Annotated in this window: 20 protein-coding genes; 6 read left to right on the top strand and 14 right to left on the bottom strand. The window is 66.4% G+C overall.

Annotated features, from left to right (window positions below; translation table 11 throughout):
- Positions 1-17 precede the first annotated feature (17 nt).
- Entirely contained in the window at positions 18-824 is an 807-nt protein-coding gene (gene hpaI / locus ACF8LI_RS11985; RefSeq protein ID WP_392414305.1) for a 4-hydroxy-2-oxoheptanedioate aldolase, read from the top strand.
- Positions 825-849: 25 nt separating this feature from the next.
- Here the strand turns inward: hpaI and ACF8LI_RS11980 are convergent, their stop codons facing one another.
- From ACF8LI_RS11980 to ACF8LI_RS11935, 10 genes are all read right to left on the bottom strand, one after another.
- Positions 850-1,176, bottom strand: coding sequence for an EF-hand domain-containing protein (locus ACF8LI_RS11980; protein WP_392414304.1), 327 nt, complete (start codon positions 1,174-1,176; stop codon positions 850-852).
- 43 nt (positions 1,177-1,219) lie between these two features.
- A complete protein-coding gene (locus ACF8LI_RS11975) occupies positions 1,220-2,281 on the bottom strand; it encodes an HAF repeat-containing protein (protein ID WP_224986357.1) in 1,062 nt (353 codons plus the stop codon).
- A gap of 415 nt (positions 2,282-2,696) precedes the next feature.
- Positions 2,697-3,029, bottom strand: coding sequence for a DUF3325 family protein (locus tag ACF8LI_RS11970; RefSeq protein ID WP_046241415.1), 333 nt, complete (start codon positions 3,027-3,029; stop codon positions 2,697-2,699).
- Complete coding sequence (locus ACF8LI_RS11965) at positions 3,026-4,669, bottom strand: PepSY-associated TM helix domain-containing protein (protein ID WP_392414303.1); 1,644 nt, start codon at positions 4,667-4,669, stop codon at positions 3,026-3,028. Before ACF8LI_RS11965 ends, ACF8LI_RS11970 begins: the two co-directional genes overlap by 4 nt.
- Positions 4,666-4,992, bottom strand: a complete 327-nt coding sequence (locus ACF8LI_RS11960) for a DUF3649 domain-containing protein (RefSeq protein WP_016449744.1) — start codon at positions 4,990-4,992, stop codon at positions 4,666-4,668. Before ACF8LI_RS11960 ends, ACF8LI_RS11965 begins: the two co-directional genes overlap by 4 nt.
- Positions 4,993-5,247: 255 nt before the next feature.
- Entirely contained in the window at positions 5,248-6,159 is a 912-nt protein-coding gene (locus tag ACF8LI_RS11955) for an O-acetylserine/cysteine exporter (protein WP_013803501.1), read from the bottom strand.
- A 183-nt stretch (positions 6,160-6,342) separates the two neighbouring features.
- A complete protein-coding gene (locus tag ACF8LI_RS11950; RefSeq protein WP_034391401.1) occupies positions 6,343-6,771 on the bottom strand; it encodes a DUF1641 domain-containing protein in 429 nt (142 codons plus the stop codon).
- A gap of 51 nt (positions 6,772-6,822) precedes the next feature.
- A complete protein-coding gene (locus ACF8LI_RS11945; protein ID WP_392414302.1) occupies positions 6,823-8,013 on the bottom strand; it encodes an FAD/NAD(P)-binding oxidoreductase in 1,191 nt (396 codons plus the stop codon).
- A gap of 78 nt (positions 8,014-8,091) precedes the next feature.
- The gene (locus ACF8LI_RS11940; RefSeq protein WP_012204257.1) at positions 8,092-8,691 is read right to left on the bottom strand and encodes a TetR/AcrR family transcriptional regulator; all 600 of its coding nucleotides are present in this window, start codon (positions 8,689-8,691) and stop codon (positions 8,092-8,094) included.
- A gap of 82 nt (positions 8,692-8,773) precedes the next feature.
- Entirely contained in the window at positions 8,774-9,742 is a 969-nt protein-coding gene (locus tag ACF8LI_RS11935) for a LuxR C-terminal-related transcriptional regulator (protein WP_016449747.1), read from the bottom strand.
- A gap of 176 nt (positions 9,743-9,918) precedes the next feature.
- Between ACF8LI_RS11935 and ACF8LI_RS11930 the strand changes: the two genes are divergently transcribed.
- From ACF8LI_RS11930 to ACF8LI_RS11920, 3 genes are all read left to right on the top strand, one after another.
- Positions 9,919-11,583 (top strand): hypothetical protein, encoded by a 1,665-nt coding sequence (locus ACF8LI_RS11930; protein ID WP_392414301.1) that lies wholly within the window; start codon positions 9,919-9,921, stop codon positions 11,581-11,583.
- A 201-nt stretch (positions 11,584-11,784) separates the two neighbouring features.
- Positions 11,785-12,588, top strand: a complete 804-nt coding sequence (locus tag ACF8LI_RS11925; RefSeq protein WP_047325793.1) for a PhzF family phenazine biosynthesis protein — start codon at positions 11,785-11,787, stop codon at positions 12,586-12,588.
- 38 nt (positions 12,589-12,626) lie between these two features.
- Positions 12,627-13,367, top strand: a complete 741-nt coding sequence (locus ACF8LI_RS11920) for an SOS response-associated peptidase (RefSeq protein ID WP_034399783.1) — start codon at positions 12,627-12,629, stop codon at positions 13,365-13,367.
- Between the two features lie 30 nt (positions 13,368-13,397).
- Here ACF8LI_RS11920 and blaOXA read toward each other — a convergent pair whose 3' ends face one another.
- On the bottom strand, positions 13,398-14,198 hold the full coding sequence (gene blaOXA / locus ACF8LI_RS11915) for a class D beta-lactamase (protein ID WP_392414300.1): 801 nt from the start codon (positions 14,196-14,198) through the stop codon (positions 13,398-13,400).
- A gap of 229 nt (positions 14,199-14,427) precedes the next feature.
- Between blaOXA and ACF8LI_RS11910 the strand changes: the two genes are divergently transcribed.
- Complete coding sequence (locus ACF8LI_RS11910) at positions 14,428-15,768, top strand: ammonium transporter (protein ID WP_374005751.1); 1,341 nt, start codon at positions 14,428-14,430, stop codon at positions 15,766-15,768.
- Between the two features lie 62 nt (positions 15,769-15,830).
- On the top strand, positions 15,831-16,139 hold the full coding sequence (locus ACF8LI_RS11905; RefSeq protein ID WP_016449753.1) for a hypothetical protein: 309 nt from the start codon (positions 15,831-15,833) through the stop codon (positions 16,137-16,139).
- 25 nt (positions 16,140-16,164) lie between these two features.
- On the opposite strand, the gene ACF8LI_RS11900 is transcribed toward ACF8LI_RS11905, so the two are convergent.
- The 3 genes from ACF8LI_RS11900 to ACF8LI_RS11890 are packed head-to-tail and all read right to left on the bottom strand — an operon-like array spanning position 16,165 to position 21,027.
- Positions 16,165-17,793: a SpoVR family protein gene (locus tag ACF8LI_RS11900; RefSeq protein WP_016449754.1), complete on the bottom strand. Its 1,629-nt coding sequence runs from the start codon at positions 17,791-17,793 to the stop codon at positions 16,165-16,167.
- Positions 17,790-19,058 carry a YeaH/YhbH family protein gene (locus ACF8LI_RS11895; protein WP_016449755.1) on the bottom strand — a complete coding sequence of 423 codons (1,269 nt, stop codon included), beginning with the start codon at positions 19,056-19,058 and terminating at the stop codon, positions 17,790-17,792. The genes ACF8LI_RS11900 and ACF8LI_RS11895 overlap by 4 nt, the downstream gene beginning before the upstream one ends.
- Positions 19,059-19,104: 46 nt before the next feature.
- Entirely contained in the window at positions 19,105-21,027 is a 1,923-nt protein-coding gene (locus ACF8LI_RS11890; protein WP_392414299.1) for a PrkA family serine protein kinase, read from the bottom strand.
- Between the last annotated feature and the right edge of the window lie 134 nt (positions 21,028-21,161).

The following is a 21,161-nucleotide window of genomic DNA, read 5'->3' as shown; positions in this document are numbered from 1 at the left end:
CGAAATCACCGGACATCATGCCAGCCCATAACCCCTTCAAGACCGCCCTGGCCGCAGGCCAGCCCCGCATCGGCCTGTGGCTGTCCATGGCCGCCCCCTACCTGGCCGAGGCCGCCGCCACCTGCGGCTATGACTGGCTGCTGATCGACGGCGAGCACGCGCCCAACGACGTGCGCAGCACCCTGGCCGCACTACAGGCCGTGGCCCCGCACCCGGCCCAGGCCGTGGTGCGCGTGGTCGAAGGCAGCACGGCCCTGATCAAGCAGATGCTGGACATAGGCGCCACCACCTTGCTCGTGCCCATGGTGGACACGGCCGAACAGGCGCGCGCCGTGGTGGCCGCCACGCGCTACCCGCCGCTGGGCGTGCGCGGCGTGGGCAGCGCCGTGGGCCGCGCATCGCAGTGGAGCGCACGCGCCGACTACCTGCAGGTGGCCGACGACGAGGTCTGCCTGCTGGTACAGGCCGAGACCGTGGCCGCCCTGCACAACCTTGAAGCCATTTGCGCGGTGGACGGCGTGCACGGCGTCTTCATCGGCCCCGCCGACCTGGCCGCCTCCATGGGCCACCGCGGCAACCCCGGCCACCCCGAGGTGCAGGCCGCCATCGAAGCCGCCATGAAGACCATCATCGCCAGCGGCAAGGCGGCCGGCACCCTGACCTCGGACCCCGCCCTGGCCCGCCGCTACCTGGACCTGGGCTGCAGCTTCGTGGCCGTGGGCGTGGATGTGCTGCTGTTTGCGAATGCGGCGCGCAGGCTGCGGGGGCAGTTCGAGAACTCGCCATTGGCCCAGGCTGTGCCGCACCCCGGGGCCGCGTATTAAGAAGATGGGGCGGCACATGCGCGGGTCACTCGTCTATCATGATTTTCATGAATCCATCGTGATCCACGGGGCCTGAGCCATCCGAGTCAATCTCCGCAATCAGCTCGTCAAGCTCCTCCTCCGTGAGTTGGTCCCCTAAAACTTTCCTCAAGTCTGTAATAGGAGTGAAGGCAACGCCATTTTTGTCATAAAGACGGTACGCTTCCCGAAGATCTTTGGCGTCACCAGGAACGGGCAGCACCATCATTGCACAAGCAAAAGGCAGCAATACCGTATATCTAGTCTGTGCAACGATGTTTATCTTCCGCATCAAGGCAACCCAGCCACCCATTGCTTTATTAAATTGATTCATGAAACACTCCATTCATTGAAAATATGAAAAGAGGCATATTCATTCAAGGCGCACACAGGTTCTGCACAAACGCATGCGTATCCTGCCCCGAGCCCGTCTCGCTGCCGCCCGTCAGATAGCAGCCATCCTGGCTCAGCGCAATGGCACCGCTGTTCTTGCCGCCAGGCAGCGTGCCCAGGTCCACCGATCCTCCGGCCAGGGTCCACTTGAACGCATGGCGCGTGCCATCGCCCATCTCGCTGCTGCCCACCACATTGCCGTTGTCGCCTATGTCCGACACCGAGGCATGCATGCCACCGGTTGGCGCGGGGATGTCGGTGCGCACATTGGTCGTGGTGTCCCAGTGGAAGGGAACGGGATCGCCGTTGGTGTTGCTGTACTTGCCGATGACCCGGCCATTGGCGTTCAGCGTCTTGGCACTGCTGCGCTGCGCGCCCGTGGACAACACCAGCGGCGCCGAAGCCGGATTGCTCCACAGCACGGCATGACCGCCCTGTGCACCAAAATCACAATGGCCCAGAATGCGCGAGTTCACCACCTGGGAAGCGCGGCAGTGCAGCGCATCGGCAGGCAGCGGCAGCGCGGCGGAGGCGTAGGTTCCCAGCAGCCCCGGGGACCACAGCACGGGCTGGGGCCGGCCGCTGGAGCCGGGACAGTTGCCGACGATATTGGGCATCGTCGGATTCACGGAATGGTCGTCCACATCGGCGGGCACGCAGTTCGTGGCAACCAGGCCCAGCAGGCCGGCCGGCAGCGTGCGTGCCGTGGTTTCGTTGTTGCGCCACATCACCGGCAAGGCCGTGTTGTCGGCATTGAGGCTGACACCCGCGACCGCGCCACTCTGGCTGAGCGCGGTCACCTTGGTGCGCACGCCGCCCACAAGGGCCTGCAGGGCCTGGACGGTGGTGGGCGCCGTGGCATTCCAGACCACGCCAGTGGGCAGCGAATTGCTGTTCATGCACCACCCGACCAGACGGCCCACGTTGGTGATGGCGCCTGCCACGCAATTGCGACCATCGACCAGATGTGCCAGATCCACCGCGCTGCCGGGCGCCAGGGCAACAAAGCCCGAGGCAGATCCATTGGCCTCTGCACAGGCGCCCACTACATATCCGGAATTATTGACATCCAGGCCTGCGCACTGCGGACCCGAGGCAGTCCCTATATCCTGCATGGGTCCTGCCTGAGCCATACTGGAGGCAAGCATCAAGCCGCCAGTCAAAACCAGAGGGAAATAAAATGCCGGAACAGTCATACGCATTCTCCTGCCAAAGAACCACAGTTTGACAACACGAATCGAACTTGTTTCTGACTGATGGATTGAAATCAGATGCTGACTATTGATATTCAATCACGCAGCGATCTCTGCGCACAAATATGTGATTGTTATTGATAAATCACAATTAATAGGAGGTCCGCACCATTTGCATGCTCAGCAATGGGGTGGGGCCCGCAAGGGGCCCCGCCGTGTGATTCACTCAAAGGAAAACAGGAAAAAGCGAAGGGAAAGACCTGCCCGCTCAGCCCAGCAGCAGCCAAGTCCCCAATCCTGCGGCAGCAGCCACAATCGCCACACGCCGCGCGAGCTGCGGCGCATAGGTCAGCAGCAGGCCCAGGGCCAGGGCCGCAAAGGTCAGCAGGCCCAGCCAGGCGGCCACGGCCACCGAGGCATTCCAGCGCAGCAGGCAGGGCGCCAGCGATAGGGCCAGCAGCGCGTGGCCGGCCAGCCGCCAGGCCTTCAGGCGCGCGGGCGCCAGGCCTTCGGTGCCCAGCTGGTCCTGGTGCCGGTCCATGGTCGCGGCGATGACGGCAAAGCCTGCAAAGGCCAGAAAAAAGGCGGCAAGAATCATCATGACGCGCGCTCCAGCGTGGGGGCATGGCTGGCGGCGCGGGCTTGCGTGCGGGGCACTGCAGCCGCTGCCGGCTTGCCGCGCAGCAGCCACCAGGCCACCACGCCGTGGATGGCGGCCAGGCCCAGCATCAGCAGCTCGAAGCTGGCGATGCTCCACTGCCCGTTGGCCAGGGTCTGCACCAGCGATGCGCCGCCCGTCAGCAGGTTGAGCAGGGGCAGCAGCGCATACAGCACGGCGGCCAGCGCCATCTGCTGCAGCCAGGCATTGCGGTGCGAGACCAGCAGCGGATGCAGCAGGCACAGCAGCCAGATGATGAAGAAGCCGTTGATTTCCCAGTCGGCGCGCCCCTGCATGGGCACGGGCAGCAGGCGGTTGAGCCAGAAGAAGCCGGCCACGGCCACCGACAGGCCCGCGATGGAGCCCACGTTGAGCACCTCCACCAGACGGTGGCCGAAGGGCGTGCGGCCCAGCTTGCGGCGCTCGGGCATGCGCTTGACCACCCACAGCACCATGCCGGACGCGGCCATGAAGGTGCCGACCACGCCGCTGAGCAGCAGCAGCCAGCGCGTGGCGGGCTCTGCAAAGCGGCCCAGGTGCACGCCGGTGATCACGTTGCTGGTGGCGCGCACCCATGAGATGGCGGGCGCCTCGGCGCTGGCCTGCAACTGGCCGGTCACGCCGTCGAAGCGCAGGGTCTCGGACTGGCCGCGGTTGATGAGGCTCATGCCGCCGCCTTCGCGCAGCTCGACCACCGCGCGCGAGGTGCCGGGCGCGTTGACCGTGATGCTGCCCACGCCGTGCTCGGGCCAGCGGCGCGCGCCCTCGGCCAGCATGGGCGCGATATCGGCCAGCGCAGCGGCCTGGCGCTCCTGTTTGTCACCGCGCGCGCCCGGGCCCTGGTTGGCCGCCTGACCGCGCGCGCCCCGCACATCGGCGAAGTAGGCATTGGTGTCGCCGTTGTAGGCCGCCTGTATGCCCCAGGGCATGAGCATAAACATCAGCAGCACCAGTCCGCTGAAGGTGATGACGATGTGAAACGGCAGCGCCAGCACGGCCGTGGCGTTGTGCGCGTCCAGCCAGGAGCGCTGGCCCTTGCACGGGCGGAAGGTGAAGAAGTCCGTGAAGATCTTCTTGTGCGTGATCACGCCCGTGATGATGGCCACGAACATCAGCATGGTGGCGAAGCCCACGATCCAGCGGCCCCAGATGCGCGGCATGGCGTGCAGCTCGAAGTGGAAGCGGTAGAAGAAGTTGCCGGCGCGTGTCTCGCGCGGCTCCAGCTTCTCGCCCGTGGCGGCGTCGATCTCGGCGCGCCTGGTGCCTGCGCGGCCCGTGGCGGCGCCGGGCTCGCGCCAGGATGCGGCCACGGCCACCTGGCGCGGGCCGGGCAGGCCCAGCGTCCAGGTCGTGGCCTCCGGCGCGATGCGCTGCATGGCCTCCAGTGCGCGCTGCGCGGTATCGGCGTCCTGCACCGAGCCGTGCAGCTCGGGCCGCATCCAGTCGTTGATCTCGTCGCGGAAATAACTCAGGGTGCCCGTGAAGAACACCGCGTAGAGCAGCCAGCCCAGCAGCAGGCCGCTCCAGGTGTGCAGCCAGGACATGGACTGGCGCAGTCCCTCGGGTTTGCCGTCTGCCCTCATGCGGCGGCTCCGTTCGACAGCACCCAGGCCAGCAGTCCCAGGCCCGCGCCCGGCAGGCCGATCACGGCCCAGGCGCGCCAGGCGCTGGCGCAGCCAAAGGCCCACATGGCCGCCACGGCGTAGATGATGAAGGCCAGCAGCGTCGAGCCCAGCGCCGCATCGGCCCGTTCCACGCCCAGCCAGACCATGGCGCGCGCGCCCGTGGCGGCGCAGGCGGCCGACAGCAGATAGCCGCCGCCGATCGCCGCCAAGGCGCGCGAGGCCACGGCCACGCGGTAGCGCAGCAGGGATGGAGAGGACCCTCCCGGGGTCGAGGCTTGCATGGGGATGACCTTTCTTGCGGATCGTTGCCCGTCATGGACGCCGCGGCCGCTGCAGACACCGCGCGCAGGCCCGGACGGACAAAGGCGCCACAACAGTTCAAGGTCTGTGCGGCGCCGGGCGTTGGCCGCGCGCCTGGAGCACGCCGCCTTTCAAAGAGCGGGAATGATAATGATTTTTATTACCCGAGTCATTTAAAGAAATGCAAAGTCGGCCTGCTGCCACCGGCCCCGACCATCCCCCTGGCGCCTGTTCCCCTATCGCGCCCGCCCCGCCAGCCAGCGCCCGCCGAACTGGTTGATCACCATGCCCGCCAGCACGGCCAGCGTGCCCATCCACTGCATGAAGGTGGGCCGCTCGCCCAGCAGCAGCATGGCCGAGACCAGGCCCACCACGGGCACCATCAGCGACAGCGGCGCCACCGTGCCGGCCGCATAGCGCTGCAGCAGGCGCGTCCACAGGCCGTAGCCCAGCAGCGTGGCCAGCAGCGCCAGGTACAGGATGGAGGCCACGGCGGTCAGGTCGATCCCCGCCAGTTGCTGCACGACCGTATCCGCGCCATCGGTCCAGACAGCCAGGGCCATCAGCGGCGCGATGGGGAAGATGCTGCTCCAGACGATGAAGGGGAAGGGCTCGTAGGGGCCGCTGCGCGCCGCATAGCGCGTGATCATGTTGGACACGGCCCACATGCAGGCTGCGCCCACGGTCAGCAAAAAGCCGGCCAGCGTCATGGCGTTGTCGCCCTCGCCATGGGCGCTGCCAATGGCAACCAGCCCGCCCAGCGACACCACCAGGCCCAGCCAATGCCACAGGCGCGCGGGCTCGCCCAGCAGGAAGGCGGCCAGCAGCAGCGTGACGAAGGCCTGCGTCTGCAGCACCACCGAGGCCATGCCCGCCGGCATGCCCAGCTTCAGGCCCAGGAACAGCATGCCGAACTGGCCCACGCCCTGCACCAGCCCATAGGCGGCCAGATAGCGCCAGCCCACCGACTTGGGCGGGCGCACGAACAGCAAAAAGGGCAGCGACGCCACCACGAAGCGCAGCGCGCTCAGCAGCATGGGCGACAGCGTCAGCAGACCGAACTTCATGGCCACGAAGTTGGTGCCCCAGATCAGTATGACCAGCAGCGCACGCGCCCAGTCGCCACGGCTCAGGTGCTGCGCGGTCATGCCCTGCCCTCGGTGCGGCGGGGCCTGCAATGGTCAGGGACAGCGGCCGGCAGCACCGGCAAGAAACAGGAAGAAGGCATGGCGGGCAATGGGCAAAAAGAAAGGGGCGGATCACATCCGCCCCCGGCGTTTGTACCACCGCAGCCCGTGCGCTGCCGGGCGGCCGTGGCTCGGCCCTGCGTTTCAGTCCGCCGCGTAGTCGATGGGATCGTGGGCATGCTGGCGCCCCAGCGCGCCGGCCATGGCCAGGATGAAGGCCAGCCCGCGCCGCACATCGGGCTCGCGTGCCATGCGCATCAGGCCGATCAGGGTGGGCGTTTCCTCCATGGCCTGCACCTGGGCCGCCGCCATGCGCGCGGCATTGCCCGCGGCCCAGGCCCCGCCCACGCCATCCTCGAAGGCCTTGGCGACCTTCTCGACCATGTAGTCGTCTGCCATGTCCACCAGGTCCGCCGTGGCCGACAGCAGATCGACCACGCGGTTCAGGCGCCGGCCCGCCAGCAGCGGCTCCAGCTTGCCCATCAGTTCGGCCAGCCCCTGCAGCGCGGCGTCGTCCTGCAGCAGGCCGCCGGCGGCGGGCTGCGCCACGGGAATGTCGGAAGCGATGTTCATCTCGGTGCTCCTTGTCTTCGTGCTTGGAATGACAATGCAAAGGCCCTGGCCTCAGACCAGGGCGCGGGCCACGGCCCAGTACATGCCGCGGTTGAAGCCCTTGCGCATCATGGAGCCGACCTTGGTCGGCGGCGTGGGCTTGACGTCGACCTGGTAGTCGTACCAAAGCGGCATGCCGCCGTCCAGGCCCATCTGGGCGATGGCCACCACGCGCCCGTCGTAGGCATCGCTGGTGCGGCCGAAGCGGATCTGCGAGGCGATGTTGTTCACCACCACAGGCGACTGGTTGTGGCAGGCGCCGCCGGCCTTGCTCACCGGCAGGTCCACCGTATCGCCCAGCACATAGACATGGCTCTGGCCCAGCACCTGCATGGTCTCGTGGTCGGTGGGCAGCCAGCCTTCGCCGTCCTGCGCCTGCGACAGGCCGCAGTCGCGCACGGCCTGCACGGCGCGTATCGGCGGCGTGGCCATGAGGATGTCGAAGTCCTCGGCCTGGCCCTCCTCCGAGTGGGCCACCTTGGCCTCGGGGTCCACGCGCGCCAGCGTGAATCCGCGCTGGTGGCGAATGCCGCGCTGCTCGAACACCGTGGGCAGGATCTCGCAGGTGTCCTTCTGCAGGAACAGGCAGTTGCGCAGCAGCTGCGAGACCGTGGGATAGGTGTAGACGATCTCCACCTTGTCGCGCACGCCGCGCCGGCGCAGCAGGTCGTCCAGCATCAGCGTGGTCTCTATGGGCGCGATGCCGCACTGGTGCGGCACATTGGGCGTCTTGGGAAAGGTGACGGTGACGAAGATGCGGCCCTTTTCTATGCGCGACAGCTTGTCGGCCAGCTGCCGCGCGGGCGCGTGCTGGTAGAAGTGGTCGCCGGCCTCGGCCAGGCCTTCGATGCGCTCGGGCGAGGGCACGCAGCCCGTGGAGATCACCAGATGGTCGTAGCCGAAGCGCTTGCCGCTCTTGCAGTGCACGGCCTGCAGCGCAAAGTCGAAACGCTCCACCTCTTCCACCTGGAAGTCGATCTCGGGCCGCAGCAGGCCGCGCTGCCTGCGCCGCAACTCGTCGCGGAAGAAGGCATTGAAGGCCACGTACATGAAGGCAGGCTTGTAGTAGTGCCAGGGCGAATTCGACAGCATGGTGATGCGCACCTTGCCCGTGACCACCTCCGGATACAGCTTGCTGACCAGGTGGTTGGCGGTCATGGTGCCGCCAATGCCCCCTCCGATGATCAAGATGTGATGCGCCATCCCTGCTACTCCTTGTGCTTTCGCCTCAGTGGAACAACCGCTGGCGCCGCACGGCGCCCGCGCCGGAAAATGCGCCGCTCAGTCAGGCTTGAGCGATCGCCACACCCCGTCCCAGAGCGCGTCGAACAGGGGCTCTATGGGCGTGTCGATGATGCCGTCCAGCCGCAGGCAGATCATGCGGATCGCGCTGCCGTACATCAGGCTGGCCGCCACCATGGGCTCCATCTGGCGGATCTCGCCATCGGTCATGCCGGCGAACACGAAGCCGCGCATGCGCACGAAGGCCGAGGCCGAGCAGATGGCCTGCTCGTCGGGCAGAAACTCGCGGTGGCGCGCATTGACCACGAAGCCCATGGCCTCGGGCTCGGCCTCGGCCAGCCCGAACAGCATGCGCAGCACCTCGCGGCAGCGCTGGGCGCTGCCCGCGTGCCGCTCCTCGATATCGTCGAGCAGCACATTCATGCGCGCCAGCAAATGCCGGTACAGCTCGCGCGCAATGCCTTCCTTGTCGGCAAAGTGGTTGTAGAAGAAACCGATGGACACGCCGGCCTCGGCGCACAGGTCCTGTATCGAGGTATTGAAGAAGCCCCGCTCCACGAACAGCCTGAGCGCCACGCGCAGCGTCTGCACATGGCGCGATCCCGCGTGCGGGAAGAAGGTCCAGGCCTCGTCTTGCATGGGAAATGATCGTAGAACGAATCTTCATTCTATTTTTCACAAGCACTTGCAAACCACACCAGGGTTTTCCTGGACCTTGGCCTCAATCCATCAGCCGGAGTGCCTCGGCAAGCGATGCCACGTTGGCAATGCCCAGCTTTTCGTAGATGGAGCGGATCTGATTGCGCACCGTGGCAGGAGCACGCTGGAGTTGGACTGCAATCTGCTTGTGGGTCAGGCCCCGGACCACAAGCCGGGCAACCGTGGCTTCGCGGGGGGACAGCCCGTCGGCTGCGCACCGGGGGCGCGCTCGCAACCACAGCAGACCGTGCTGCGTGAACAGCGTGATGACCAGGGTGTGGGCCACCAGACGATGGGCGCCGCCCTGTGCCGCAGTCTGCACGGCCGCAGGCAGGCGAGGACCTTGCCAGCCCGGCCATTCGGCGCGCAAGGCGTGCTCGAAGACGACGTCCATGTGGTGGATGATGCCGCGCGGGTCTGCCAGTGCCGAGCCCAACCGATCACGGGCCAGGCCCTGCCGAAGCTGCCCCAGATGCGTGAGGCGGTTGAGTTCCAGCGCCTGCTGCACATGGGGCAGCAGCGCGGCCAGCAGTTGGCGCTCGCCCTCGGTGCAATGCGCATCCGTGCGGGCGCGAAACAGCGTGAGCCAGCGCGTGTAAAGAGTGCTCGGGTTCAGCATCCCGCCGATGAAGAAGTGCGACTGCTCGAAGCGCCTGCCGTAGTCGCGCAGCGCCCCCTGATGCCGGCCACTGAACCAGGTCCTCGCTTCGAAGGCCAGCGTCTCGCTGGGATGCATGGTGACGGCCTGCGCCGCCGTGTCCAGGTGCTTGACCTCTTCATAGGCCTGCAGCATTTCGGGCGGCTGCCGGTGAAGGTGGATGGTGTGGATATCGATGCCGGCCGCCGTCATGGTGGCCGAGCCCCACATGGCCGAGTCGAAGGGCAGCACGGGTTTGAGCAGGTCCAGCGCCTGGTCCTGGAAATGTTCGACAGGCTGCTCGTGCGATAGCCGGTAGAGGTTCAGCAGCAGGTGGTTGTATGCAGCGTCCATGGCGGCTTGCCTGCCTCTCTTCGATACGTTGAGATCGACTGCACGGGCGGGTGTTGCGCGAGCCGTGCCCTCTTGCCCCACCCCGGCAGCGCTTCAGGATAGTGCAATTGCATCATTTTGTTTGTTGCGTGTCACACATAGAGTTGGCTTGCCACCCACATTCCTGTACCGACACCATGCAAATCCACCCCAGTGCATCCACTTCCTTTCCCGCCGTGCGCCCTTTGCTGCTGTGCGGCCTTGTTGCAAGCCTCTATGCCTGTGGAGGAGGCAGCGGCGGCACCGACAGCGGCGGGGGCACCGGCGGCGGCACCGTGACACAGCCGGCCATCACGCTGTCAGGCACCGTCGCCATCGACCAGGCCGTGCGCAACGCTGCAGTCTGCGTGGATCTGAACGCCAATGCAGCCTGCGACACGGGCGAGCCCAGCGCAGCGGCCACCGGCAGTGACGGCAAGTTCAGCCTGACCTATCAACCCGGCGATGCGGCAGCCACCGCTGCCTTCAACCAGGCTCCCGTGCTGGCTCGCATCACACCCGAATCCGTGGACGCTGCGGACCCCACCAGCACCGCCACAGCCAAGGCGTTCGTGCTGTCTGCACCGGCTGGCAAATCCGCGCAGATCAATCCACTGACCAGCCTGGTGCAAAAGGCCATCGCGGCCGGCACGGCCAGGGAAGTGGCCGAGGCTGCAGTGGCCCGCCAGCTCGGCATCGACGCCGCCAGGATCTACGACTACCAGAGCGACGCGGCCTCCAGTGCCGCCGTGCTTGCGGATACCGCGCGCACAGCCGCCAAGGTCACCGCCTACGCGCTTGAGTTGGGCGTGCCTATCCAGGTGACGGCACCTGGCGCAGCGGCCGTGGCATCGAACCAACTGGCGTTCCTGAACTATGGCAACGCGCAGAACTACTCCGTGCGTGAACGCAGGTCCGACGGCGTCGTCCAGGCAGACGGCTTTGCCCACCAGTTCGAGACACGCAGCGGAAAAACCAACGGTGCACCCAGTACGCAGGAAGCGCTGTTCCCGTCCGTCACGCTCACCAGCACCGGATGGACGCGCTGCGACAGTTCCGTTGCGCGCCTGACGACACAGGGGGTTCCCTCGCGCACACTGCTGTGCAACCAGTCCACCGCCTACCTGGGCTTTACCACCGCTTCGCAGGACGTCAGCGGCAAGCCCATGGCCGAAGTCATCACGCAATTGCGTGCCGGAGATACAACGCTGCAGGCCGAGGGCATCCGCCATGACCGCTCCATCGAAATGGACCCTGCCACGCTGGGCTCGGCCGTCTTCCCGCAGGGCGCACAGATGCGCACTGCACTGTCGGTGCAGTTGAACCGGTCGCCGGCCTTCATCAACAACACGGCCACGGACCGCTTCGGCTTCGCCACGCTGGAAGCCATGATTGCCGGCCGCCCGGCCAGCGCGGTGAACCTGTCGACTCCAGCCACCGTGCGCGCCTCGACAGTCGGGGCGGCGGGGCCGGTCGATGCCAACCATGTGTTGCGCGTGGCCTTCATCGATGCGGCCAACGCCCAGTTCTACAGCTGTGAGTCCACCCCTCCGGCCTACAGCGATCTGGGCGCCTGCACCGCGCATTCGCAAAGCGCGTACACCCTCTCCACCTCCCAGGGCGTGCGCCTGCTGAGCTTTGCCGACTTCCCTGGCAAGACCTTCATGCAAGGCGTGACGCGGGGCTATACGGAATTCGACGGCAGCGTATTCGGCTATCGCCTGCCTGCGGCCATTGCCAGCGAAGACCAGGCACTCAGCTATTCCACCCGGCTGAACGGCGTGGCCTGGGCTGCCATGAAAACGGTTCTGGGCATTGAGTGAGCCTTGCAGCCGGGAGCGGGCATTTCAAGCAAGGGATGGGGCGAGGCATCCCACGCGGCGCCCCGCAGCCGCGTGGGACGGCATGCCGGGCATGCATGCCTCAACTCCATCCTGCCGGACCGTAGAATCCGCGCGCAGCCATTGGAGACAGAGACAACAATGACGGGCTGCACACGAATCCGACCCAAAGGCCTTTTGCAAATGCAACTCCCCATCCACGTCATAGACGCATTCACATCGGAACGATTCAAGGGCAATCAGGCCGCCGTCATTCCCCTGGATGCATGGCTTGCCGATTCCACGCTGCAGGCCATTGCCGCCGAAAACAATCTTTCGGAGACCTCGTTCCTGGTCTGGAGTGCCGAGCGCGCCGCCTTCGAGATCCGCTGGTTCTCCCCGCTCACGGAGATCGCGTTCTGCGGCCATGCCACGCTGGCGAGCGCCTTCGTGCTCTTCGAGGCCGACCCGGCGCTGCGCAGCATCACGTTCTGGGCCGCCGCCGTGGGCAAGGTCACGGCCGCGCAGGAGGATGGCGGACGCATCGTCATGACCTTCCCGCGCCGCGATGCCAAGCCGCTGGATGAGGTGCCCGCCGCACTGCGCGAAGGCCTGACGCCCGCACCCACGGCCTATCTCGTGAACCAGCAGGCCTACGTGGCCGTCTACGCAACCGAAGACCAGGTGCGAGCCGTCAAGCCGGACCTGGAGCGCCTCAAATCGCTGGGCCCGCTGGACGTGGTGGTGACGGCGCCTGCGGATGCGGGCGCCTCCCATGACTTCGTCAGCCGCTACTTCTGGCCCGCCAATGGCGGCGAGGAAGATCCCGTCACGGGCTCCATCCATGCGGCGCTTGCACCCTACTGGGCGGGCAGGCTGGGCAAGAACCGTCTGATCGGCCACCAGGCCTCTCGCCGCACGGGCACGCTGTTTTGCGAGGTGACCGATGCCAGCGTCGAGGTGGCGGGCCATTGCGCGCGTTATCTGACCGGGACCATTACCGTCTGACGCCCGACTTTGCGCTGGCACGCAGGTACCATCCGCGCATGAGTACCCACTACGAATCACTGTCGCAAGCCGACGCCTACCGCGACGCCTTCGGCGTGGAGGCGCCTGCCGCCAGCGAGCGCAACATGACACCGCGCAAGTCCGGCTTTTTCATCCGCAGCGTCGCCGTGGCCGCGGATGCCGCCACCGAACAGCAAGAACCCTCCGCTTCCGACACACCGCCCGCGCCTGCGGCACCGCCCGCACGCGAGCTGGTTGCCGCCCAATGGGGCCTGGTGCCGCACTGGGTGAAGTCGGCCTCCGATGGACGGCTGCGCGCGCTCAAGCTGGTGAATGCGCGTTCGGAGACCGTCTCCACGGCCCAGGCCTTCCGCGATGCCTGGCTCAATGGCCAGCGCTGCATCGTGCCCATGGCCGCCTTTTTCGAGGATGACTACCGCAACGGCAAGGCCCTGCCCACGCGCATCTCGCGCATCGACGGCAAGCCCATGGGCGTGGCCGGCGTGTGGGCGCAGTGGACGGGCCCGGATGGCGAGGTGCTGCTGAGCTACGCCCTGCTCACGGTCAACGCCAACAGCCATGCGCTGCTGCACCGCTACCAGCAGCCCGGCGCGGAAAAGCGCATGCCAGCGATTCTCAACGAAGGCGCCTACGACGCCTGGCTCAACGCGCGCGTGGAAAAGGCGCGCGAGTTCATGCGCCAGTACCCCTCCAACTGGCTCACCGCCAACCCCGTGGAGCGCAAGGCCGACAAGCGGCCTCCAGGCCTGATGGGCTGATGGGCTGACGCATGGGCCTTGTCCCGCGCGCTACGGCGCCTTGGGCAACGCGTTGATGGAGCGCAGGATGTCGCGCGTGATGTCCTGGCGCTTGGGCAGGTCGGCCAGCCTGTGGGGCGTGTCCATGTTCATGGCGAAGAACACGGGGCCGGCCGGCCATTCCACCCAGCCCACCCACCAGCCGATACGGCCCGTCCAGCCGGTTTTGGCGCGCAGTATCCAGTCGGCGCCGGCCTCGTTGACCATCACGTCCTTCACCAGCCGCTGGTGCTCCACCGGCAATGGCAGCCGATTGCGGTACAGCTGCTGCAGGAAGGCCACCTGCTCCAGCGCCGAGATGGCCAGGTCGCCCTCCACCCAGAAAGGCGCCTCGCCCGTGGCCAGCGCATTGCCGTAGTCGATCTTGCGCATGTAGGCAGCCTCACGCGCACTGCCAAGCTCCCCGGCAAAGCGTTCGTACACCCAGACGGTGGAGTTGCGCATGGCCGAGCGCAGGTCCTGATCGGCATTCCAGGCCGGCAACTGGCGCTTCACGCCATCCCAGGCAATGCGCTGGAATTCATCCCGCACCAGCCCGGCGTCCAGCGCGAACAGGCTGTGCGGGATCTTGAAGGTGGAAGCGGGCGAGTAGCGCCTCACCGCGCGTTCACGGTTGTGGACGTAGACGGCTTCGGCCGGGCCTCTGGCATCGACCACGACGATGCTGCCATCGACCTTGGCATCGGCAAAAAAGCGGGCCCACTCGGGCCTGTCCTGCAGTTCGGCAGCCGCCAGCGCCGCCTGTGACAGACAGGCGAGCAGCGCGGCGCACATCAGATTTCTTCGATTCATGCCGGCAGTTTAAGAGCTGCACCACCGCACGCCGATGGTGCACCGCCCGCCCGGCTGCCCTGTTTTGACTCGCGGTTTTCCCGTTTTGGTGTTCCGGCTGCATCGCACGGCCCCCAAGGGCCCCGTCTGCGCTGGCACGACTTGTGCAAGGCCGCTGCAGGCCGGCCAATGCAGCCATGGCGGCAACGGCAGACGGCCCCATGACCACAACAAACAAGGGAGTCATTGCATGCACAGGTGCGCACGGGCATTGAGAACATTGGTGGCGGGAGGATGGGTCGCGGTCCTGGGTGCGGCGCAGACGGCGCAGGCGGCCGAGCAGGCGATCACGCGGCCGTCGCTGGTGGCGGTGGAATCCCTCAGCGCCGTGGACACGGTCTGGCTGATGACGGCCACGGTGCTGGTGCTGCTGATGACGCTGCCCGGCATTGCGCTGTTCTATGCGGGCATGGTGCGCCGCAAGAACGTGCTCAACACCATGGCCAGCGTGGTGGCGATTGCCTGCCTGGTGAGCATTCTGTGGTTCGCACTGGGCTATTCGCTGGCCTTCACGCCCGGCAATGCGTGGATAGGCGGTGATTCGCGCGCCTGGTTCGCGGGGCTGGATTTCAACGCCGCCAAGGGCCTGGTGGCCGTGAGCCACCTGGCGCCGCATGTGCCCGAAGCAGCCTATGCGATGTTCCAGCTGGCCTTTGCCGTGATCACCGCCGCCTTGCTGGTGGGCGCCTGGGTGGAGCGCATGCGCTTCGGTGCCATGCTGATCTTCGTGGGCTTGTGGAGCCTGCTGGTGTATGCGCCGGTGGCGCACTGGGTGTGGGAGCCGGGCGGCTGGCTGGCGCGCATGGGCGCGCTGGACTTTGCCGGGGGCACCGTGGTGCATGTGAACGCGGGCGTGGCCGGGCTGGTCTGCGCCTGGTTCCTGCGGCCGCGCCGCGGCTACGGGCACGAGCCCTTCGAGCCCTACAACCTGGCCCTGACCATGATGGGCGCGGCGCTGCTGTGGATGGGCTGGTTCGGCTTCAACGCCGGCTCATCGCTGGCCGGGGACAGCCGGGCGGCGCTGGCGCTGGCCGTCACCCACATTGCCGCCAGCGCGGGCGCCCTGGCCTGGTCGCTGGCCGAGTATGTGGTGCGCGGCAAGGCCACGCTGCTGGGGCTGTGCTCGGGGCTGGTCGGCGGCCTGGTGGCGATCACGCCGGCAGCCGGTTTCGTGACGCCGCTGTCGGCGCTGTGCATCGGCTCGATGGCCGGTGTCGCCTGCTATTGGGGCGCAACGGGGCTCAAGCGGCTGCTGGGCGCGGACGATTCGCTGGATGTGTTTGGCGTGCATGGCGTGGGCGGCATCGTGGGATCGCTGCTGACCGGCGTGTTTGCCAGCCCGCAGATCGGCGGCGTGCAGGGCAGCGTGCTCACCCAGGCCGTGAGCGTGCTGGCCGTGGCCTTGTTCACGCTGGTGGCCACGGCCGTGCTGCTGTGGTTGCTGGACATGCTGATCGGCCTGCGCGTGGATGAGGAAAGCGAGCTGCAGGGCCTGGACCTGGCGCTGCATCGCGAGCGCCTGAGTGGATGAACGGCCGGGCCGCAAAGCGGCCCGGCGCCCGATGATCGTCAAACCGAAGGAGTGCCCACTACATGCCCGAAAGCGAACTCCTGGCCATTGCCGCGCACCTGCATGTGCTGCTGCGCAGAAGCTGCGGCCGCGTGACCGACACCGAATGGCTGGCGGCCAATGCCGAGTACGCCGCCGAAATCATCCGCTTCGCCCGGGAGCAGGAAGGGGCGCGCAGCACGCCCGAACTGGTGGAATGGACCCATCGCTTCGAAGCGGCCTGGAATGCCGCGCTGGCCGGGCCCGCCGAGCGCTCGCCGCTCATGCAGCGCGCCGGCGAGCTGATGCGCCAGCGTGCGGAAAACCGCAAGTACGTGGGAACGCTGCGCTAGGGCCTGGCTGGCTCAGGCAGGAGGATCAGGCCGGTGGAGCGGGCACCGAGTGCAGCAGCACGGGCGCGTCGCCATCGCCGTTGACGCTTTCCAGCTGCACGCCAAAACCCCACAGGCGCGCTGCGTGCTTGAGCACTTCCAGCGCATCGTCGGACAGCGGCCGGCCCTGGTAGCGGGTGTGGCGCAGGGTGAGGCAGCGGTCGCCGCGCAGATTGACGTTCCAGACCTGGATATTGGGCTCGCGCGCGCCCAGGTCGTATTGCTGCGACAGCGTCTGGCGCAGGGTGCGGTAGCCGTCGTCGTCATGGATGGCGCTGACCAGCAGCTCGCGTTCGCTGGCGTCGTCATGAATGGCGAACAGGCGCATGTCGCGCATCAGCTGTGGGCTCAGGTACTGGCCGACAAAGCTCTCGTCCTTGAAGTTCTGCATGGCATGGTGCAGCGCCGGCAGCCAGGGCGTGCCGGCCAGGTCGGGGAACCAGCGGCGGTCTTCCTCGGTGGGGTCCTGGCAGATGCGGCGGATGTCGCGGTACATGGCAAAGCCCAGCGCATAGGGATTGATGCCGCTGTAGGCGCGGTGACCGGCGGGCGGCTGGTAGATGACGTTGGTGTGGGAGGACAGCCATTCGATCATCACGCCGTCGGTCAGCCAGCCTTCGTCGTACAGGGTGTTGAGCAGGGTGTAGTGCCAGAACGTCGCCCAGCCCTCGTTCATCACCTGGGTCTGGCGCTGCGGGTAGAAGTACTGGGCGATCTTGCGCACGATGCGCACGATCTCGCGCTGCCAGGGCTCCAGCAGCGGGGCGTTCTTCTCGATGAAGTACAGCAGGTTTTCCTCGGGCTCCTTGGGAAAGCGCTCGCTGTGCTGCGCCGCGCTGTCCTTGCCCGGGCGGGCCGGAAGGGTGCGCCACAGCTCGTTGACCTGCTGCTGGGCATAGGCCTCGCGCTGCTCGCGCTCGGCCCGCTCGCGCGCCAGGCTTTTCTTGGAGGGGCGGCGGTAGCGGTCCACGCCCAGGTTGGACAGGGCGTGGCAGGAGTCCAGCCATTGCTCCACCGTCGTCAGGCCGTGGCGCTCCTCGCACTGGGTGATGAAGTCGCGCGCATAGACCAGGTAGTCGATGATGCTGCCGGCATCCGTCCACATGCCGAACAGGTAGTTGTTCTTGAAGAAGCTGTTGTGGCCGTACGCCGCATGGGCGATCACCAGGGCCTGCATGGCCGTGGTGTTCTCCTCCATCAGATAGCTGATGCAGGGATTGGAGTTGATGACGATCTCGTAGGCCAGGCCCATGTGGCCGCGCCGGTAGCGCCGCTCCGTCGCCATGTATTCCTTGCCATAGCTCCAGTGGCGGTAGCCCACGGGCATGCCCACGCTGGCGTAGGCGTCCATCATCTGCTCGGCCGAGATCACTTCCAGCTGGTTGGGATAGGTGTCCAGGCCGTAGCGTTCGGCGGCGGCCGCAATCGCTGCGTGATAGCGTTCGATGAGCTCGAAGGTCCAGTCGCTGGGATCGGGCAGAGGCTCGGCCGGCCGCTCCCCCGCCGGCAGCGGCGCGGAGGGCACGATGCGCTGGGCCCGTTCGCTGGCCAGATGGGATTTCCACTGCGGCGTGGCATGGCGGGGCGCCAGCACGGGATAGTGAGAGAGGTTCATACCGATACCCCCTCTTTCTTGAACAGGTCGCGGAACACGGGGTAGATCTCGCTGGCGTCCGACACCTTGCGCATGGCGAAATGCGAGAACAGCGGCAGCACCTGGCTGTACTCCTGCCACAGGCTCTGCTCTTCCTGCACCACCTGCACATAGGCGAAGTAGCGCACCAGCGGCAGGATCTTGTCGACCAGCAGGTTGCGGCAGTTGGAGCCGTCGTCGCCGAAGTTGTCGCCATCGCTGGCCTGGGCCACGTAGATGTTCCAGTCCCCGGACGGGTAGCGCGCGCGGATGATCTGGTCCAGCAGCACCAGCGCACTGCTGACCACCGTGCCGCCGCTTTCCTGGGAGTGGAAGAACTCGTCCTCGCTGACCTCGGCCGCCTGCGTGTGGTGGCGGATGAAGACGATGTCGATCTTCTCGTAGTGCCGCGTCAGGAACAGGTACAGCAGGATGAAGAAGCGCTTGGCCAGGTCCTTGCGGTCCTGGTCCATGGAGCCGGACACATCCATCACGCAGAACATCACGGCCTGGCTGATGGGCGCAGGCACGCGCGTGCGGTTGCGAAACCGCAGGTCGATGGGGTCGAGAAAGGCCACCGTGCCCATGCGCAGCTTCAGCGCATCGATGCGCTGCTGCAGCTCGGCCGCCGCCTCGCTGGTGCCATCGTCCTGCGCCAGCAGCGCTTGCAGCTGCTCCTCCAGTGCCTTGAGTTCGCGGTGCGGCGCCTTGGTCAGCGCAATGCGCCGGCCCAGGGCGCCGCGCATGGTGCGCAGCAGGGCCAGGTTGTGCGGCGTGCCGTCGTGGCTGTAGCCGGCGCGGCGCGTCTTGTATTGCATGGTGTTGCCGATGTGGGTGCGCAGCAGCCGCGGCAGGGCCAGGTCTTCAAAGAACAGTTCCATGAACTCTTCCTTGGTCAGGGTGAAGGTGAAGTCGTCCTCGCCCTCGCCGCTGTCGCTGGCCTGGGAGCCGCCGCCGCCTGCGCCGCCCTGCGGCCGGGCAATGCGGTCGCCGCGCACATGCTCGGTGTTGCCCGGGTGCACCGTGTCATGGACGCCGCCCTGCCCATGGTGGAACACGGGCTCGCGGATGTCCTTGCGCGGGATGGAGACGCTCTCGGACTCCTCCATGTGGCGGATGCCGCGCTTGTCCACCGCGCGGCGCACCGCCTCGGCGATCTGCGCCTTGTAGCGGCGCACGAAGCGCTCGCGGTTGCCCACCGACTTGTTCTTGCCGGCCAGCCTGCGATCGATGATTTGCAATGCCATCTGTTCCCCCCAGCCCGGGCGCGCCGAAGGGCGGCGCACCCACCCGTCAGTTGCTCTTGCGAACGCGCAGATACCACTCGCACAGCAGGCGCACCTGCTTGGACGTATAGCCCTTGGCCTCCATGCGGGTGACAAAGTCCTCGTGCTTGCGGGCATCCTCGGCACTGGCCTTGGCGTTGAAGCTGATCACGGGCAGCAGCTCCTCGGTATTGGAGAACATCTTCTTCTCGATCACCACGCGCAGCTTCTCGTAGCTGGTCCAGCTGGGGTTCTTGCCCTGGTTGTTGGCCCGCGCGCGCAGCACGAAGTTGACGATCTCGTTGCGGAAGTCCTTGGCATTGGCAATGCCCGCGGGCTTCTCGACCTTCTCCATCTCGGCGTTGAGCGCGTTGCGGTCGAAGGCCTCGCCGGTATCGTTGTCGCGGTACTCGCTGTCCTGTATCCAGTAGTCGGCGTAGGTGACGTAGCGGTCGAAGATGTTCTGGCCGTACTCGCTGTAGCTCTCCAGATAGGCGGTCTGGATTTCCTTGCCGATGAACTCGGCATAGTGCGGCGACAGGTATTCCTTGATGTAGCTGGTGTACTTGGTCTCCAGCTCGGCAGGGAACTGCTCGCGCTCGATCTGCTGCTCCAGCACATACATGAGGTGCACCGGGTTGGCCGCCACCTCGGTGCTGTCGTAGTTGAAGACCTTGGACAGGATCTTGAACGCGAAGCGCGTGGAGATGCCCGACATGCCCTCGTCCACGCCCGCATAGTCGCGGTACTCCTGGAAGCTCTTGGCGCGCGGGTCCGTGTCCTTGAGGCTCTCGCCGTCATAGACCTGCATCTTGCTGAAGATGCTGGAGTTCTCGGGCTCCTTCAGCCGCGTGAGCACGGCGAACTGGGCCATCATCTTGAGTGTGCCGGGCGCGCACACGGCGCTGGCCAGCGAGGACTCGCGGATCAGCTTCTCGTAGATGCGCACCTCCTCCGACACGCGCAGGCAGTAAGGCACCTTGACGATGTAGACCCGGTCCAGGAAGGCCTCGTTGTTGCGGTTGTTGCGGAAGGCCTTCCACTCGCTCTCGTTGCTGTGGGCCAGCACCATGCCGTCGAAGGGAATGGCGCCAAAGCCCTCCGTTCCCTTGTAGTTGCTCTCCTGCGTGGCCGTCAACAGCGGGTGCAGCACCTTGATGGGCGCCTTGAACATTTCCACGAACTCCAGCAGGCCCTGGTTGGCCAGGCACAGGCCGCCCGAGTAGCTGTAGGCATCGGTATCGTCCTGGGCAAAGTTCTCCAGCTTGCGGATGTCCACCTTGCCCACCAGGCTGGAGATGTCCTGGTTGTTCTCGTCGCCCGGCTCGGTCTTGGCAATGCCCACCTGCCTGGAGATGCTGGGATAGCGCTTGACCACGCGGAACTGGCGGATGTCGCCGCCCAGCTCCTCCAGGCGCTTGACGGCCCAGGGCGACAGCACATGGTTGAGGCAGCGCCGGGGAATGCCGAACTGCTCCTCCAGCAGCGGCCCGTCCTCCACCGGATCGAACAGGCCCAGCGGCGACTCGTTCACGGGCGAGCCCTTGAGCGCATAGAACGGCACCTTCTGCATCAGGTATTTGAGGCGCTCGGCGATGGAGCTCTTGCCACCGCCCACGGGGCCCAGCAGATAGAGGATCTGCTTGCGCTCTTCCAGACCCTGGGCCGCATGGCGGAAGAAGCTCACCACTTGCTCGATGGAGTCTTCCATGCCGTAGAACTCGGCGAAGGCCGGATAGCGCCGGATGACCTTGTTGGCAAACAGCCGCGACAGGCGCGGATCATTGCGCGTGTCCACCATTTCGGGTTCGCCTATGGCCGCCAGCATGCGCCGGGCGGCGCCCTCGTAGGCCATGGGATCGCGCTGGCACAGGGCGAGAAATTCGTCCAGCGACATCTCTTCTTCGCGAAGGCGAACGTAACGTGCAGCCGAGTTGCTGATGACATCCATACGACCTCTCCCGGCGGCACCCGAGGGCGAACAGTGCCGCGAAGTTGCAAGGCATTCGCTACCGTGTGGAACTGTTGTAGCACCTTGCATCCGCTTTGAATAGCTCATACGTCCCACATGTCTGCATTGCGCGC

The organism is Delftia sp. WSY_12, from assembly GCF_043104645.1.
Classification (GTDB): Bacteria; Pseudomonadota; Gammaproteobacteria; order Burkholderiales; family Burkholderiaceae_C; genus Comamonas; species Comamonas tsuruhatensis.
This window is presented reverse-complemented; position numbering and strand designations above follow the sequence as displayed.

What these genes read in the sequence shown, in the direction of transcription:
- hpaI (WP_392414305.1), top strand. Translation starts at nt 18, where the DNA reads ATGCCAGCCCATAACCCCTTCAAGACCGCCCTGGCCGCAGGCCAGCCC.
- ACF8LI_RS11980 (WP_392414304.1), bottom strand. Translation starts at nt 1,176, where the DNA reads ATGAATCAATTTAATAAAGCAATGGGTGGCTGGGTTGCCTTGATGCGG.
- ACF8LI_RS11970 (WP_046241415.1), bottom strand. Translation starts at nt 3,029, where the DNA reads ATGATGATTCTTGCCGCCTTTTTTCTGGCCTTTGCAGGCTTTGCCGTC.
- ACF8LI_RS11965 (WP_392414303.1), bottom strand. Translation starts at nt 4,669, where the DNA reads ATGAGGGCAGACGGCAAACCCGAGGGACTGCGCCAGTCCATGTCCTGG.
- ACF8LI_RS11960 (WP_016449744.1), bottom strand. Translation starts at nt 4,992, where the DNA reads ATGCAAGCCTCGACCCCGGGAGGGTCCTCTCCATCCCTGCTGCGCTAC.
- ACF8LI_RS11955 (WP_013803501.1), bottom strand. Translation starts at nt 6,159, where the DNA reads ATGACCGCGCAGCACCTGAGCCGTGGCGACTGGGCGCGTGCGCTGCTG.
- ACF8LI_RS11950 (WP_034391401.1), bottom strand. Translation starts at nt 6,771, where the DNA reads ATGAACATCGCTTCCGACATTCCCGTGGCGCAGCCCGCCGCCGGCGGC.
- ACF8LI_RS11945 (WP_392414302.1), bottom strand. Translation starts at nt 8,013, where the DNA reads ATGGCGCATCACATCTTGATCATCGGAGGGGGCATTGGCGGCACCATG.
- ACF8LI_RS11940 (WP_012204257.1), bottom strand. Translation starts at nt 8,691, where the DNA reads ATGCAAGACGAGGCCTGGACCTTCTTCCCGCACGCGGGATCGCGCCAT.
- ACF8LI_RS11935 (WP_016449747.1), bottom strand. Translation starts at nt 9,742, where the DNA reads ATGGACGCTGCATACAACCACCTGCTGCTGAACCTCTACCGGCTATCG.
- ACF8LI_RS11930 (WP_392414301.1), top strand. Translation starts at nt 9,919, where the DNA reads ATGCAAATCCACCCCAGTGCATCCACTTCCTTTCCCGCCGTGCGCCCT.
- ACF8LI_RS11925 (WP_047325793.1), top strand. Translation starts at nt 11,785, where the DNA reads ATGCAACTCCCCATCCACGTCATAGACGCATTCACATCGGAACGATTC.
- ACF8LI_RS11920 (WP_034399783.1), top strand. Translation starts at nt 12,627, where the DNA reads ATGAGTACCCACTACGAATCACTGTCGCAAGCCGACGCCTACCGCGAC.
- blaOXA (WP_392414300.1), bottom strand. Translation starts at nt 14,198, where the DNA reads ATGAATCGAAGAAATCTGATGTGCGCCGCGCTGCTCGCCTGTCTGTCA.
- ACF8LI_RS11910 (WP_374005751.1), top strand. Translation starts at nt 14,428, where the DNA reads ATGCACAGGTGCGCACGGGCATTGAGAACATTGGTGGCGGGAGGATGG.
- ACF8LI_RS11905 (WP_016449753.1), top strand. Translation starts at nt 15,831, where the DNA reads ATGCCCGAAAGCGAACTCCTGGCCATTGCCGCGCACCTGCATGTGCTG.
- ACF8LI_RS11900 (WP_016449754.1), bottom strand. Translation starts at nt 17,793, where the DNA reads ATGAACCTCTCTCACTATCCCGTGCTGGCGCCCCGCCATGCCACGCCG.
- ACF8LI_RS11895 (WP_016449755.1), bottom strand. Translation starts at nt 19,058, where the DNA reads ATGGCATTGCAAATCATCGATCGCAGGCTGGCCGGCAAGAACAAGTCG.
- ACF8LI_RS11890 (WP_392414299.1), bottom strand. Translation starts at nt 21,027, where the DNA reads ATGGATGTCATCAGCAACTCGGCTGCACGTTACGTTCGCCTTCGCGAA.